Below are 16,082 nucleotides of genomic sequence, written 5' to 3'. Positions count from 1 at the left end.
TAGATGTAACTAGTGTATCATATTTTGGGAGGGAAGGCTATGTACGAATAATGAAAGTCGGATGACAATATATTTTAATAAAAATCATGAACTTGAAAGGAAGCTCATGATTCATTCTATCCGTTATTAAAAATAAACTTTTCAATAGCTGTGGCGACACCGTTCTCATCATTGGTATCTGTCACATAATTGGCTAGTTTTTTAACATAGTCGCTAGAATTGCCCATAGCCACGCCAAGACCTGCAAATTGGATCATTTCAATGTCGTTGTTAGCATCACCAAGTGCCATAATTTCTTGAGGTTTAATCTCTAAATGTTGAGCTAATTGCTTAAGAGCTGTTGCTTTAGTAGTGCCCTTTGGCATGGCTTCGTAAATGACCGGTTGTGAGCGAACACCGCTGAAACGTTGAGAAATCTGCGAACCAAATTGTTTTTCAAAGGTATCTAACTCATCAGGCTGGGCTAAAAACATAGCTTGAAATATAATATTTTTATCGCTGATAACTTCTTCGAGACTGATTTCTGTTGGGGTTGTAAAGACAAGGCTAGCGTCATAGGTGACTAGGTCAGTTGGCTCTTCGTCAACTACTAAATAGCGTTCTTCATCAAAAAGAGTTAGTTGGGCAGGAGTTTGCTTGGCAATTCTATCCAGATAAAGCATATCCTCCGAACTTAGCTCTTTCCAATCAACAAGCTTCCAATCCTTTGTTTGATGAGTGGAGCAGCCGTTATTGATAATGACATATTCATTATCTCCACTCAGTCCTAATTGTTCATAATAAGGTTTCACTCCGACTAGAGGGCGGCCTGTACAAAGAACCAGCTTTACTCCATGTTCGACAGCTTGATGAATAGCTTGAATATGTGCTTGGGGAATTTCTTTTTGACTATTTAAAAGCGTACCGTCCATGTCTAATGCGATTAGTTTAATCATAGCATTCTCGTTTCTGTAAATGTATTTATTTTTATTATAGCACAAATGAAACGGAATATGGCATGCCTTTTCAAGACTGGTAAAAGTCACCTTTCTTATGTTATAATAAATAGACTACCCGAAAAGGAAGAGAAAAATGAATGTAGATGAATTAAAAAAGCGGCAGGAGCGGATTCGGAATTTCTCCATCATTGCTCACATTGACCACGGTAAGTCAACCTTGGCAGATCGAATTTTGGAAGCAACGGATACTGTATCCAGCCGGGAAATGCAGGCTCAACTCTTGGATAGCATGGACTTGGAGCGGGAGCGCGGTATCACCATCAAGCTCAATGCTATCGAGCTCAATTATACCGCCAAGGACGGGGAGACCTATATCTTCCACTTGATTGACACACCGGGACACGTGGACTTTACTTATGAGGTATCACGGTCATTGGCAGCCTGTGAAGGGGCTATTCTGGTCGTCGATGCAGCACAAGGTATTGAAGCACAAACTTTAGCCAATGTTTATCTTGCCTTAGATAATGATTTGGAAATCTTACCAGTTATCAATAAAATTGACCTTCCAGCTGCTGATCCAGAGCGAGTTCGAACAGAGATTGAAGATGTCATTGGTTTGGATGCAAGCGAAGCTGTGTTGGCTTCGGCTAAAGCTGGTATTGGAATTGAAGAAATCTTGGAGCAAATCGTGGAGAAAGTTCCTGCACCGACAGGCAATGTGGCAGCGCCGCTCAAGGCTCTCATTTTTGATTCGGTTTACGATGCCTATCGTGGGGTAATCCTGCAAGTACGGGTTATGGACGGTGTGGTCAAGCCAGGAGATACCATTCAGTTGATGAGTAATGGCAAGACTTTTGATGTAACTGAGGTCGGCATCTTTACGCCTAAGGCTATTGGCCGTGATTTCCTAGCGACAGGGGATGTTGGCTATATCGCAGCCTCTATCAAGACGGTGCAGGATACTCGGGTCGGAGACACGGTGACCTTAGCGGACAATCCAGCCGCAGAACCTCTGCATGGCTACAAGCAGATGAACCCGATGGTTTTTGCCGGTCTCTACCCAATTGAGTCCAATAAGTACAATGACTTACGTGAGGCTCTGGAAAAACTCCAGCTGAATGATGCTAGTCTACAATTTGAACCAGAGACATCTCAAGCACTAGGTTTTGGTTTCCGTTGTGGTTTTTTAGGCTTGCTACACATGGATGTCATTCAGGAGCGCTTGGAGCGCGAGTTTAATATTGATCTGATTATGACAGCGCCGTCTGTTATCTATAAGGTCAATATGACAGATGGTGCCTCGCTTGATGTGTCCAATCCGAGCGAGTTTCCAGAGCCAACCAAGATTGAGTCAATCGAGGAGCCTTATGTTAAAGCTCAAATCATGGTGCCACAAGAATTTGTTGGAGCAGTGATGGAGTTGGCTCAGCGCAAGCGCGGTGATTTTGTGACCATGGACTATATTGATGAAAATCGGGTCAATGTCATCTATCAAATCCCGCTGGCGGAAATCGTCTTTGACTTCTTTGACAAGCTCAAGTCCTCTACTCGTGGCTATGCTAGTTTTGACTATGAAATTTCAGAATATCGTAAGTCTAATCTTGTCAAGATGGATATTCTCCTCAATGGTGACAAGGTTGATGCTCTCAGCTTTATTGTTCACAAGGAATTTGCTTATGAACGTGGGAAATTGATTGTCGAAAAATTAAAGAAAATTATCCCACGCCAGCAATTTGAAGTGCCAATTCAAGCCGCTATCGGACAGAAAATTGTGGCTCGGACAGACATTAAAGCCCTGCGTAAAAATGTCTTGGCCAAGTGTTATGGTGGTGACGTATCCCGGAAGCGTAAACTCCTAGAAAAACAAAAAGCTGGTAAGAAACGGATGAAAGCGATTGGCTCTGTTGAAGTTCCACAGGAAGCCTTCCTCAGCGTTCTCAGCATGGATGATGAATAATTTTCTAACAAAGTGCGTAAGAAGCTGATACAAAAGTTTTCGGATTTAAAGTTGGCTGTGTAAGAAATGAAGAGAACAGTAGTAGTTTGAGTCTTTTAGGAGTGAAGCAGAATTAAAGATTTGTAAATCTTTAATTCTGCTTCACTCCATTTTAAATAATACAAATAACGCTTTCCTGCTACTAAAAAATATGCTAAAATAAAGCAAGGGGGAGATGTCGTTATGAATCATAAAAAGAAATATCTTCTTTTATTTTTAGTCATTTTAGTTAGTGTTGGTCTTGGAGCATGTAATTCAAGTGGAAACAGCAAATCAAAGTCATCAAGCCAAATTTCGTCTTCAAGCAAAGTATCGGAAAAAGCAAATGGTAGTTTGAGTTCGTCAGCTACTAAGAAAAACGATGTGAAGACGGAAGAAACACAACGTGTAGGCTCGGATGATTATGGCTATATTGACATTCCAAAAAATTGGTTGAAATTTAGGGATGTCGATGATGGTGACAGTATTCAGTATACGGATGGTTCTGGCTACAATATTGTAACTATGAATGCTTACACGAAAGAAAAAGCTAAGATTCAAGAAAGAGAAGAGTTTACAGCTCAGACAATTGCCAATCGTATTTATTATAATTGGCAAAACAATAAAAATGTAAATAGAGTTTGGGGCTCAAAAGGAGCGGTTGCAGGTAACGAAGCCTATCAAGTAAATGTCATCATGAAATCAGGGCAGTATCTAGTTAGTTGGATTTTCAAAAAGGACGAGAAAGTTTATCTTATTGCACTTGAAGGCAATCGAGAAACTCTAATAAAGCTTCCTCCTTATATTGAAAAGACATGGAGTTTACGTAAATAGAAAGTTTAAAGAGAACTTTAAGAACTGAGAGAATGTGATACTCAAACTTAAATTGAAAAGAGTGAGAAGAAGTTGGTTTCTATGCAATGACAGCTTCCCCGCTCTTTTTTCATAGCTCATATAAATCACGAATAAGATCGTACAAGCATTTTTCGGATTTGTAAGGGAAATATTTTTCTTTATTCTATCGTAAATATGCCCTAAATTTGATATAATAGATTGAATTTTGTTTAAGAGAGAAATGAAAATGTCAACTTTAGAAACGTTAAAATCTGAATTGAACGGAATTGATATCCGTTTTGATGAACCTTTAAAACAATATACTTACACAAAAGTAGGTGGAGCTGCCGATTATCTGGTTTTTCCGCGAAATCGTTATGAATTGGCACGAGTGGTAAAATTTGCTAATCGGGAGCAGATTCCTTGGATGGTACTAGGAAATGCTAGTAATATCATCGTTCGTGATGGTGGTATTCGTGGTTTTGTGATTATGTTTGATAAATTAAATGGTGTTGCAGTGGATGGCTACACCATTGAAGCAGAAGCAGGTGCCAATCTGATTGAGACGACCCATGTTGCGCTTTATCACAGTCTGACAGGTTTTGAGTTTGCCTGTGGGATTCCGGGGAGTATTGGCGGTGCTGTCTTTATGAATGCCGGAGCCTATGGTGGCGAAATTGCCCATATTTTACTTTCTTGTAAGGTGCTGACACGAGATGGAGAAATCAAAAATATCAGTGCTCAAGACATGAAATTTGGCTATCGCCGTTCTTACGTTCAACAGACAGGCGATGTGGTAATCTCTGCCAAGTTTGCCTTAGCACCAGGAATGCACCGTGTGATTCGTCAAGAAATGGAACGTTTGACCCACCTTCGTCAATTGAAGCAGCCTTTAGAGTATCCTTCTTGTGGCTCTGTTTTTAAACGTCCGGTGGGGCATTTCGCAGGGCAATTGATTAGTGAAGCAAATTTAAAAGGGCACCGCATTGGTGGGGTAGAAGTTTCGACAAAGCATGCAGGTTTTATGGTCAATGTTGATAATGGAACAGCAGCTGATTATGAAAATTTGATTGCACATGTGATTGAGACAGTCAAAGCTCATTCAGGTGTGACTTTGGAAAGAGAAGTCCGAATTATTGGCGAGAAGTGATAATATCTTGGTATTTTTCGATGACATTCTCCAAGAAAATCAGTCAGGACAAGACTTTAATTTGTCAATCTATGAAAAAGAAGGAATTTATGGCAATTGAACAAACCAATCATTGAATTTAAAAACGTATCAAAAGTTTTTGAAGATAATAATACAGTCGTCTTAAAAGACATCAATTTTGAATTAGAAGAAGGGAAGTTTTACACTCTTTTAGGTGCTTCTGGATCAGGAAAATCAACCATTCTAAATATCATCGCTGGCTTGTTGGATGCGTCCAGCGGTGATGTTTTTCTTGACGGCGTCCGAATCAACGATATTCCGACCAACAAACGTGATGTGCATACGGTGTTTCAGTCCTATGCCCTTTTTCCGCACATGACTGTTTTTGAAAATGTGGCATTTCCGTTGCGTTTGCGTAAAGTTGAAAAACAGGAAATAGAGCGACGGGTTGCAGAAGTCCTGAAAATGGTGCGTTTGGATGGTTTTGAGAAACGCTCTATTCGCAAATTGTCCGGTGGACAACGCCAACGAGTGGCTATTGCGCGTGCTATTGTCAATGAACCGCGGGTTGTTTTGCTGGATGAGCCTTTATCTGCACTGGATTTGAAGTTGCGAACAGACATGCAGTATGAATTACGTGAATTGCAGCAGCGTCTAGGGATTACTTTTGTTTTTGTCACCCACGACCAAGAAGAAGCTCTGGCCATGAGTGACTGGATTTTTGTTATGAATGAGGGAGAGATTGTTCAGTCAGGAACACCTGTTGATATATATGACGAACCTATCAATCACTTTGTAGCGACCTTTATCGGCGAATCTAATATTCTTCCAGGAAAGATGATTGAGGACTATTTGGTTGAGTTCAATGGCAAGCAATTCGAAGCAGTGGATGGAGGGATGCGTCCTAATGAGCAGGTGGAAGTGGTCATTCGTCCAGAAGATTTACAAATTACGCTCCCGGAAGAAGGAAAACTTCAGGTTAAGGTTGACACCCAGCTCTTCCGTGGAGTGCATTATGAAATCATTGCTTATGATGACTTGGGTAATGAGTGGATGATTCATTCGACTCGCAAGGCCATTGTCGGAGAAGAAATCGGGCTAGATTTTGAACCAGAAGATATTCATATTATGCGCCTCAATGAAACAGAGGAAGAGTTTGATGCTCGGATTGAAGAATATGTCGAAATGGAAGAGCAGGAAGCAGGCTTAATCAATGCTATTGAGGAGGAGCGCGATGAAGAAAACAACCTTTAATCTTTTTGTTGCTCCTTATATTCTTTGGATTCTATTGTTTGTATTAGCGCCTGTTGCCATGATTGTTTGGCAGTCGTTTTTCAATATTGAAGGTCACTTTACTCTTGAAAATTATAAGATCTACTTCGCTTCGCAAAATCTAACCTATCTTAAAATGAGTTTGAATTCGGTCTTGTATGCAGGAATTATCACAGTTGTTACCTTGGTAATTAGTTACCCTACTGCGTTTTTGTTGACACAATTAAAGCATAGACAGCTTTGGTTGATGCTCATTATTTTGCCGACATGGGTCAATCTACTTCTCAAAGCTTACGCTTTTATCGGGATTTTTGGACAAAATGGTTCGGTCAATCAGTTTTTAAGTTTTATCGGGATTGGTCCTCAGCAAATTTTGTTCACAGACTTTTCTTTTATTTTTGTTGCTAGTTATATTGAGCTACCTTTTATGATATTGCCGATTTTTAATGTTTTAGAGGATATGGATCAAAATCTGATCAATGCTAGCTATGATCTTGGTGCCAACCGTTGGGAAACCTTTTGTCGTGTCGTTTTTCCTTTATCCATGAATGGTGTGAGAAGTGGTGTGCAGTCTGTCTTTATTCCCAGCCTCAGTCTTTTTATGTTGACGCGTTTGATTGGTGGCAACCGTGTTATTACGCTAGGTACAGCTATTGAGCAGCATTTTTTGACTACACAAAATTGGGGCATGGGCTCAACCATTGGTGTTGTCTTGATTGTAGCCATGCTTATCATCATGTGGGCAACAAAAGAAAGGAGAGAACGATGAAAAAAACTGCTAGTATTTATTTAACAGTTGTCTTCTTAATTCTTTATTTGCCGATTTTTTATTTGATTGGCTATGCCTTTAATGCTGGTGACGATATGAACAAGTTCACAGGTTTTAGTCTAGCGCATTTTCAAAATATGTTTAGTGATACTCGCTTGATGCTAATTTTGGCACAAACTTTTTTTCTGGCTTTTTTGTCTTCTTTGATTGCTACAGCAATCGGAACGTTTGGTGCTATTTATATTTATCAGGCAAGAAAAAAATATCAAGAAGCCTTTTTGTCGGTCAATAATATTTTAATGGTAGCACCAGATGTTATGATTGGTGCGAGTTTCTTGATTTTATTTACAACCGTCAAATTTCAATTAGGTTTTCTATCAGTCTTAGCCAGTCATATTGCTTTTTCAATTCCTATCGTAGTCTTGATGATATTGCCACGGTTAAAAGAGATGAATGATGACATGATTAAGGCGGCCTATGATTTAGGAGCAAGCCAAGTTCAGATGCTCAAGGAAATCATGCTGCCTTATCTGACGCCAGCTATCATTGCCGGTTACTTTATGGCTTTCACCTACTCTCTAGATGACTTTGCTGTGACGTTCTTTGTGACAGGAAATGGTTTTTCAACCTTGTCGGTTGAGATTTACTCGCGTGCTCGTCAAGGAATTTCTCTAGAAATCAATGCTCTCTCTGCTTTGGTATTTCTTTTCAGTATTCTTTTGGTGATTGGTTATTATTTTATTTCTCGTGAGAAGGAGGATGCGGCATGAAAAAGCTTTATTCATTTTTAATGGGCATTGTTGCTATTATCCTTATCCTCTGGGGCTTGAGCCATCACATTGAAAGTCGGACAAAAATCGGTTCTGGTGACAAATTAGTCATCTATAATTGGGGAGATTATATTGATCCAGAATTATTGACGAAATTTACAAAAGAAACCGGTATCCAAGTTCAATATGAAACCTTTGATTCTAACGAATCCATGTACACGAAGATTAAGCAGGGCGGGACAACCTATGATATTGCTATTCCCAGTGAATACATGATTTCAAAAATGATGTCGGAACACTTACTAGAAAAGTTGGATCATTCTCAGATTAAAGGCTTAGAAAATATTGGAAAACGATTTTTAAATCAATCATTTGATCCTAAAAATCAATACTCTATTCCTTACTTTTGGGGAACGCTTGGGATTGTCTACAACACAGAATTAGTCAAAACAGCACCTAAGCATTGGAGTGACTTGTGGCGACCTGAATATAAAAACTCTATCATGATGATTGATGGAGCGCGCGAGGTAGTGGGTGTTGGGTTAAATGCTTTAGGTTATAGCCTCAATTCTAAAAATACTAAGCAATTACAAGAAGCAGTTGATAAGCTTTATACGTTGACACCGAATATCAAAGCTATTGTTGCTGATGAGATGAAAGGCTATATGATTCAAAATAATGCTGCTATTGGTGTTAGTTTCTCTGGAGAGGCGCGGCAGATGCTGGATAAAAATCCGAAATTGCGTTATGTCGTACCGCCAGAAGCTAGCAATCTTTGGTTTGATAATATTGTCATTCCTAAGATGGTCAAAAATAAAAAGGCTGCCTATCAATTCATTAACTTTATGTTAAAACCTGAAAATGCCTATAAAAACGCCTTGTATGTTGGTTATTCTACCCCGAATGTACTAGCCAAAGCAATGCTTCCTAAAGAAGTGCAGGAAGATAGAGCCTTTTATCCAGATGAAGAAACGATGAAGCATTTGGAAGTCTATCGGCAATTAGGGGCGAAATGGCTGGGAATTTACAATGATTTATATCTTCAGGTGAAAATGTATCGGAAATGATACTCTGTAAAAATCTTTTCAAACTTCGTTAGCTTTGACAGCCCGAGAACTATGAAAGGTTGCAGATAAAGTGAATGCAGCGTAACAATCTAGAGGATTGTGAAAGGTGGCGATAAAAAACGAAGTTTTCGTCAGAAGTACTCTTTCAAGATAGACAAGCGAATCGTCTTGATACTTACTTCGCAAGTTCTATCCGCTACTCAAAGCCATACTGTTGACACATCCTCACGGATGTTTCATCTCCAATCTCAAAAGCTCCACGGGAACTTTCGATTTATCTACGACTTGTCTTAGTTTGTTTTGTGATTTTCATTGAGTGTAAAATTAGATATAAAAAACGGAAGTTGAACAACTCTCGGACATTGGTCTGATGAGTAGTCTTGCTTCCGTTATTTTTTAATTGCTAGAGCTTGATGATGTTGTATCCTTATCAGCACTGTTGCTACTTGTTTGGCTAGAGCTAGTATCGCTTGATGTATTGCTAGACTGCGTAGTGTTAGAGCTAGCGCTACTTGTTTCTGTTTCGCCTTGACTAGTAGCAGTTGTGTTGTTAGAGCTAGGGGCCTCAGTCGTTGTTTCTTTCTGAATTTCTTTGATAATGGTTGTTTGTGTCGTCTGACTAGTTTTTGTTTTGTTATCAGATTTATTGTTATTCATGAAAGTCATGATGGTAATCGTTGCAGTGATAATCCCAAGGATACTCCCAATCGTAGCAAGGGTCTTCTGAAAAGCTGAGAGACCTTTTTTGATATGATGACGAGTAGGTGTTTTTTCTTCTTTAGTAGTTGAAGTTTTATTTTTTCGAGAATAATTTTCCATTGTCAGTTGATAATCTCCTTTCTCATCTTCATTATACCCTCTTTGTTTAAAATTGTCTTAAAAAAATTTAAAACATTGAAAATTTCATGTAAATTAATCGAAAGAGAATGTGGTTTTCTACTATAAGGACTAAAAAATCAGCTCAATTCTTGTCTGCCCTTGTTGACAGATGAAAAGAGCTGGTGTGATTATAAGGAAGGACTAGGAAAGATTTGCTTGTGCAACAGCTAATCGTGCAGCAGGGACACGATAAGGGGAGCAAGAAACATAAGTAATGCCAATGTCTTGGAAGAAAGGAATAGAAGTAGGATCTCCTCCGACTTCACCACAAACTCCAATTGGAAGATTGGGATTCACTTGGCGAGCCTTTGAAATGGCTATTTTCATGAGTTCCCCAACTCCAGTCTGGTCAATAGTTTGGAAAGGGTCAAAAGACATAATTTCTTTGTCTTTGTAATGCTGGATAAATTTTCCAATATCATCACGAGAAAAGCCATAGGTCATTTGCGTTAAGTCATTGGTACCGAAACTAAAGAAATCTGCTTCTTCAGCCAGTTGGTCTGCAATAAAGCAGGCGCGCGGCAGTTCAATCATGGTGCCAATTTCATAAGGGAAAGGTTCAATATGATGCTTGTTGAAGATAGTTCCAATGTGCTCAACTAGTAGCTTTTTGAGATAAACGAGTTCTGATTTTTCAGCAATCAGCGGAATCATGATTTCTGGCTTAATGACCATGCCTTCTTTTGCCAGTCTAATGGCACTGTTAAAAATAGCTTCTACCTGCATTTTATAAATTTGAGGCTGTGTAATTCCTAAACGACAACCACGATGTCCTAACATTGGATTTGTTTCTTGCAGGGAGGCAATTTTCTGTGTTAATGTCTCAGCAGAGATTTGTAGTTTTTCAGCCAACTGCTCAATTTCTGGTTTATTTTTTGGTAAAAATTCATGCATAGGCGGATCCAATAAACGGACAATCATCGGCTTATCCTGAATTGTTTGAAACATTTGATAGAAATCCTCTTCTTGGAAAGCCAAGAGTTTCTTTAAAGCGGAATTTGTTTCTACTTCGTCGTTTGATAAAATCAATCTCCGCATTTCTAAAATTCGTTTTTCACCAAAGAACATGTGCTCTGTACGAGCAAGGCCAATTCCTTTAGCACCAAATTGCATGGCTGTTTTTAAGTCTTGAATCGTTTCTGCATTTGCACGAACGCTCAGTTGAGCCACTTCGTCTGCCCAAGAAAGGAACAACTGTAATTCGTCGTTATTGTCAATCATAGTAGTTGGAATATTGCCCGTGTAGAGCTTGCCGGAAGTGCCATCTACAGAAAGGATGTCTCCCTCTCTTAGAGTCACTTTGTCGCATACAATTGTTTTATCGTATTCATTGATAGACAATTCGCCACATCCTGCGACACAACAAGTGCCCATGCCACGAGCTACAACGGCAGCATGAGAAGTCATTCCGCCATGACTAGTCACAATTGCTTGACTGACCACCATTCCTTCAATATCCTCGGGAGAAGTTTCTTGGCGAACCAAAATAACGTTTTTTCCTAGCGCATGAAGTTCTTTAGCCCGCTCGGCGGTAAAGACAATTTCTCCTGTTGCTGCGCCTGGACTAGCGGGAAGTCCTTGAGTCAAATAATGAGCTGATTTCAAAGCAGATTCTTCAAAAATAGGGTGAATCAGTTGGTTAATAGCAGAAGGACTGACTCGTAGGAGAGCTTCTTCTTTTGAAATCATTTTTTCATCGACTAGATCCAAAGCGATTTTTAAGCTTGCTTTAGCAGTACGCTTCCCATTTCGAGTTTGCAGGATGTACAATTTCTCCTTTTCAATGGTAAATTCAATATCCTGCATATCTTTGTAATGTTTTTCAAGAATCTTGGCATAGTTACAAAAGTTTTCATAGGCCTGTGGTAAGATTCGTTTAAGAGAGTCAATCGGTTCTGGAGTTCGAATACCAGCTACGACATCTTCCCCTTGAGCATTGAGTAGAAATTCCCCAAACAGATGATGTTCACCAGTGGCAGGATTTCTTGTGAAAACAACGCCTGTGCCGCTTTTTTGGTCGCTATTTCCAAACACCATGCTTTGAACATTGACAGCCGTTCCTAAATCGTGAGGAATTTGATTCAATTCGCGGTAAACTTTAGCGCGTGGATTGTTCCATGATTTGAACACAGCCTTGATAGCAGCGTAGAGTTGCTCTTTGGGACTCTGTGGGAAATTTTGGTAGTGCTCTTGATAAATTTCTTTATATCGTTGGATAAGTGATTGGTGCTCTTCTTTTGAAAAATCATTGATTGTTTTATTCAATTGCTTTTCGGTTTTTTCTAAGCATCGATCAAATTCCTCTTTTGGAATGCCGTAGACGACATCTGCAAACATCTGCAACAAACGGCGATAGCAATTATAAGCGAAATTAGCATTTGTTACGTCCGCTAAAGTCTGAACACGTAAGTCATTTAAACCAAGATTGAGAATGGTGTCCATCATACCAGGCATAGAAATTTTTGCACCGCTACGAACGGAAACTAGCAGTAGCGAGGACTCATTGCCCATAAAAAATTTATTTGTCTTGCTTTCTAAGTTCGTAATCGCTTTCAAAACTTCCTCTTTTAAAATAGATTCAAAAAAAGAAGGAGTTTCTAAATAACGTAGACAACTTTGAGTTGTAATGGTAAAGCCTTCTGGCACTGGGAGCCCTAAATGAGTCATTTCTGCCAAATTAGCCCCTTTACCACCTAATAAGGCTTTATCACTAGCACGTCCTTCATCAAAAAAATAAATCCATTTATCCATTTTTGCCTCCGATTGATTAAATATGTGTCATATTAAACGACAGATACATTGTAATATATAGCATATATATTTGTCAACAGAAAAGAATCAGTCATAAATTATTGACAATCAGAATTTATTTGTTATAATATGACACATAATGATGATTATTAAAGATTGAAGTTTTTTAAAAAGGAGTAACAGTTGAAATTAACAAAGCGACAAAAAGAAATTGTAGAAATTGTGAAAAAGGATCAGCCAGTCAGCGGGGAAAAAATATCAGAGCTGTTAGATGTATCTAGGGCGACCTTACGCTCAGATCTATCCTTTCTAACCTTAGTAGGGATTTTAAAAGCAAGCCCGAAAGTTGGCTACACTTATTCTGGTTCAGATTTGGAAACTCTCTTTTTCTTTGATACTTTTCAGAAGAAAGTAGAGGATGTGATGACCTCCCCCGTATTAGTAACACATGATTCTTTTATTCAAGATGCTATTATCACATTATTTATGTATGATGCAGATGTTCTCTATGTGATAGATGAAAAGAAGCAGCTGCTAGGCATTTTATCACGAAAGGATTTGTTAAGGGCTGCCCTCAATGCCAATATTGATGTGACCCCAGTAGCCGTTTGCATGACCAGAATGCCACATATTAAGACTTGCCATAAGGATTTGAATATTCTTGAAGCAGCTGCACTTTTGCAGGACTTCGCCATTGATTCATTGCCTGTTGTGGAGGAGCAAAATGAAGCTCACATTATAGGAACAATTACTAAGTCGGCTTTGCTGAACTTTATTATCCAAGAAGCAAGAAATGCTGAAGTAAATCGCTAAAAAAGGAGTTTTCATGAAAAAAGAGATTACTATTTATACTATTTCTGATTCTTTGGGAGGAACATCCCAAAAATTATTATCAGCCGTCATGGCTCAATATCCAGATTTGATTTTCAATAATAGTTATCGATTCCCATTTATTAATAAGGAATCTGAATTGTTAGATATTTTGCAAGATGCTATCAAAGATGATGCAGTTGTTATCAGCACTTTGGTAGATAGCCATTTAGCAGCAGCAGCTAGAGAATTTAGTAGAGTCAATCATTTATCCTATCTAGATTTGATGAATCCATTCTTTGAAATCATCAAGGAAAAAACGGATACTCAACCTATTGAAGTTCCAGGTGTTCTACATCGTTTGGATACGGAATATTTCAACAAAATATCTGCGATTGAATTTGCTGTTAAATATGATGACGGCAAGAACCCGCAAGGATTTTTGGAGTCAGACCTTGTGATTCTGGGAGTTTCTCGAACTTCCAAGACTCCACTCAGTATCTATTTAGCTAATAAAGGCTATAAAGTATCAAATCTTCCCTTGATCCCTGAAGTTCCACTACCACAAGTTTTAGATAAAGTAGATAAAAGAAGAATGATTGGGTTGGTCTGTGATCCGGATAAATTGGCTAAAGTGAGAAGCAATCGCTTGGATGCGCTCGGTTTGACACAAGCTACAAGCTATACAGATGTAGAAAAAATTTATGAAGAACTAGATTATTCCAAGAAAGTTTTTCAAAAGCATCAGGCTTATATCATCAATATTACCGATAAATCTATTGAAGAAACGGCTTGCATTATTGAAGAACATTTGAAATCTCTGTCTTCAAATAAGTATTAAATATAGTATTGTATTGAAATGAGGTGAACGAATGGAGCAATACAAACGAATTCTATTAAAAGAGTTTGATTCTAAGCAAAAGGTCATCACAGAGTTAATCAATCTGGAAGCCATTTTAAATTTACCAAAGGGAACCGAGTTGTACCTTAGTGATATTCATGGTGAGTTTGAGGCTTTTGACTATATCTTGAGAACCTGTGCAGGAAACCTGAACGAAAAAATCAATGATTGCTTTGGAGAGAAATTATCAAAAGAGGAAAAAGACAAGCTGACCTTACTAATTGCGTATCCTCAGGAAGTTTTGAGCGATGGGTTCCTTTATCCTTTGAAAGATAAAAGTTGGTATGGAGAAATCATTCAAAATCTGTTGACTTTGTTAGCTTTTGTAGCAGCCAAATACACACGCTCTAAAGTAAGGAAAGCCTTGCCGCCACAATATGCTTACATTATTGAGGAATTGCTTTACACTGATAGAAATCTGCCGGATAGCAATATTTATTTTGAAACGATTCAGAACTATTTGATTGATTTAGGTGAAGCGAATCAGTTTATTTCGACATTATCAACGGTCATTCGGCAATTAATCATTGATCATCTTCACATAGTTGGTGATATTTTTGATCGCGGAGCAGCAGCGGATAAAGTAATGAATGAACTCATGGCTTATCATTCTGTTGATATTCAGTGGGGCAACCACGACATTATCTGGATGGGGGCTTTCTTCGGCTCAAAAGAATGTTTACTCATTCTCTTACGAATAGCTGCTAGGTACGGGTATCTTTACGATATTGAGCGAGCTTATGGTCTTAATCTAAGACCACTCGTCCTCTTTGCTGAAAAGACTTATTCGGAAAATGCAAAATTCAAACCTAAGTTAGGAAAAAGAAGTGACGATTATTCTCCTGAGGAAATTCTTCAGTTGGAGAAGATTCACCAAGCTTTAGCGATTATCCAGTTTAAATTGGAAAATCAGCTCATCAAAAGACGACCAGAATTTAATATGTCTCAACACCTTACTCTGGATAAGATTGATTACTGGGAAGAGAGTGTCATGATAGAAGAGAAGAAGCATTTCTTAGCTAATACTTGTTTTCAAACGATTAATCCCCAAAAGCCAGAGGAATTAACGGATGAGGAAGAAGAAGTGGTTGCTACTTTGCTGGATTCATTCCAGCATTCTATTCAGCTCAAGAACCAGATTTCTTTTTTGATGAACAAGGGTTCCATGTATAAGATTTATAACAATCATCTCCTGTTTCATGGCTGTATCCCTCTAGAGACATCAGGAGACTTTCAACCTTTGCAAATCAATCAAATCCGCTATGCTGGTAAAGAATTGCTCGACTTTTTTGAATACCATATTCGAGAAAGTTCTAAAAATCCAGAAATTCAGAACGATTTCTCAACTGATCTTATCTGGTACTGTTGGAATGGGAAGTTGTCTCCTTTGTTTGGTAAAGACAAAATGACAACTCTAGAACGTTATTTTATCGAGGATAAACAGACGCACGTTGAAAAAGAAAATCCTTATTTTTCTTATCGGAATTCTGCCAATATATGCAAGTTAATTTTAGAAGAATTTGGGCTTTTTTCAGAACATTCTAGGATTGTAAATGGGCATACACCTGTGAAAACGCTGAAGGGAGAATCGCCGATTCGAGGTGAAGGAATGCTGTTCGTTATTGATGGTGGTTTGTGCGAAGCTTATCAAAAGAAAACAGGAATTGCTGGCTATTCCTTGCTTAATAATTCTTATGGTTTCCAAATTGTGACGCATCAACCTTTCCAAAACGTCCAAAAAATGATTGAGGAAGCTTTAGATTTATCTTCCTTGAAGAGAGTAATTGAGCACGTTCGCGAACGAACCTTGATAAAATCAACGACAATCGGAAAAATTCTCATTGAGCAGCAACAGGAATTATCTGTTCTTTTACATGAATTTTATGACTATTAAGAAAATAATATAGTTGTCATCTCTCTAAGTTTTCCGCTTAGAGAGCTTTTATTTACGACTTTCTCTGTTGTT

The 16,082-nt window shown here is 38.6% G+C and carries 13 protein-coding genes; 10 read left to right on the top strand and 3 right to left on the bottom strand.

Going from position 1 to position 16,082, the window contains the following annotated elements:
- Positions 1–116 precede the first annotated feature (116 nt).
- A complete protein-coding gene (locus H8787_RS06795) occupies positions 117–935 on the bottom strand; it encodes a Cof-type HAD-IIB family hydrolase (RefSeq protein ID WP_115263245.1) in 819 nt (272 codons plus the stop codon).
- Between the two features lie 136 nt (positions 936–1,071).
- Between H8787_RS06795 and lepA the strand changes: the two genes are divergently transcribed.
- The 7 genes from lepA to H8787_RS06760 all read left to right on the top strand — a co-directional run bounded on the left by lepA (position 1,072) and on the right by H8787_RS06760 (position 8,775).
- Positions 1,072–2,895: a translation elongation factor 4 gene (lepA, locus tag H8787_RS06790; protein WP_187327737.1), complete on the top strand. Its 1,824-nt coding sequence runs from the start codon at positions 1,072–1,074 to the stop codon at positions 2,893–2,895.
- Between the two features lie 222 nt (positions 2,896–3,117).
- Positions 3,118–3,747, top strand: coding sequence for a hypothetical protein (locus H8787_RS06785; RefSeq protein ID WP_187327736.1), 630 nt, complete (start codon positions 3,118–3,120; stop codon positions 3,745–3,747).
- A gap of 247 nt (positions 3,748–3,994) precedes the next feature.
- Positions 3,995–4,897, top strand: a complete 903-nt coding sequence (gene murB, locus H8787_RS06780) for a UDP-N-acetylmuramate dehydrogenase (RefSeq protein ID WP_187327735.1) — start codon at positions 3,995–3,997, stop codon at positions 4,895–4,897.
- Positions 4,898–4,993: 96 nt separating this feature from the next.
- Positions 4,994–6,151, top strand: coding sequence for an ABC transporter ATP-binding protein (locus tag H8787_RS06775; protein ID WP_003068788.1), 1,158 nt, complete (start codon positions 4,994–4,996; stop codon positions 6,149–6,151).
- Positions 6,132–6,938, top strand: coding sequence for an ABC transporter permease (locus H8787_RS06770; protein WP_119056352.1), 807 nt, complete (start codon positions 6,132–6,134; stop codon positions 6,936–6,938). The genes H8787_RS06775 and H8787_RS06770 overlap by 20 nt, the downstream gene beginning before the upstream one ends.
- Positions 6,935–7,708: an ABC transporter permease gene (locus H8787_RS06765; RefSeq protein ID WP_003068790.1), complete on the top strand. Its 774-nt coding sequence runs from the start codon at positions 6,935–6,937 to the stop codon at positions 7,706–7,708. The genes H8787_RS06770 and H8787_RS06765 overlap by 4 nt, the downstream gene beginning before the upstream one ends.
- Complete coding sequence (locus H8787_RS06760) at positions 7,705–8,775, top strand: ABC transporter substrate-binding protein (RefSeq protein WP_187327734.1); 1,071 nt, start codon at positions 7,705–7,707, stop codon at positions 8,773–8,775. Before H8787_RS06765 ends, H8787_RS06760 begins: the two co-directional genes overlap by 4 nt.
- Before the next feature lie 396 nt (positions 8,776–9,171).
- Here the strand turns inward: H8787_RS06760 and H8787_RS06755 are convergent, their stop codons facing one another.
- Together H8787_RS06755 and ppdK are read right to left on the bottom strand one after the other, a co-directional pair.
- A complete protein-coding gene (locus H8787_RS06755; protein ID WP_003068792.1) occupies positions 9,172–9,594 on the bottom strand; it encodes a DUF6556 family protein in 423 nt (140 codons plus the stop codon).
- A gap of 201 nt (positions 9,595–9,795) precedes the next feature.
- Complete coding sequence (gene ppdK, locus H8787_RS06750; protein WP_187327733.1) at positions 9,796–12,405, bottom strand: pyruvate, phosphate dikinase; 2,610 nt, start codon at positions 12,403–12,405, stop codon at positions 9,796–9,798.
- A 183-nt stretch (positions 12,406–12,588) separates the two neighbouring features.
- Between ppdK and H8787_RS06745 the strand changes: the two genes are divergently transcribed.
- The 3 genes from H8787_RS06745 to H8787_RS06735 are packed head-to-tail and all read left to right on the top strand — an operon-like array spanning position 12,589 to position 16,010.
- Positions 12,589–13,218 (top strand): CBS domain-containing protein, encoded by a 630-nt coding sequence (locus H8787_RS06745; RefSeq protein ID WP_003068795.1) that lies wholly within the window; start codon positions 12,589–12,591, stop codon positions 13,216–13,218.
- 13 nt (positions 13,219–13,231) lie between these two features.
- Complete coding sequence (locus H8787_RS06740) at positions 13,232–14,056, top strand: pyruvate, water dikinase regulatory protein (RefSeq protein ID WP_003068798.1); 825 nt, start codon at positions 13,232–13,234, stop codon at positions 14,054–14,056.
- A 31-nt stretch (positions 14,057–14,087) separates the two neighbouring features.
- Entirely contained in the window at positions 14,088–16,010 is a 1,923-nt protein-coding gene (locus tag H8787_RS06735; protein WP_187327732.1) for a fructose-1,6-bisphosphatase, read from the top strand.
- Positions 16,011–16,082: the final 72 nt, after the last annotated feature.

The sequence above is a fragment of the Streptococcus sp. NSJ-72 genome, from assembly GCF_014334035.1.
Taxonomy (GTDB): domain Bacteria; phylum Bacillota; class Bacilli; order Lactobacillales; family Streptococcaceae; genus Streptococcus; species Streptococcus constellatus.
The sequence above is the reverse complement of the archived record's forward strand: the minus strand, read 5'-3'. Positions and strand labels throughout refer to the sequence as shown.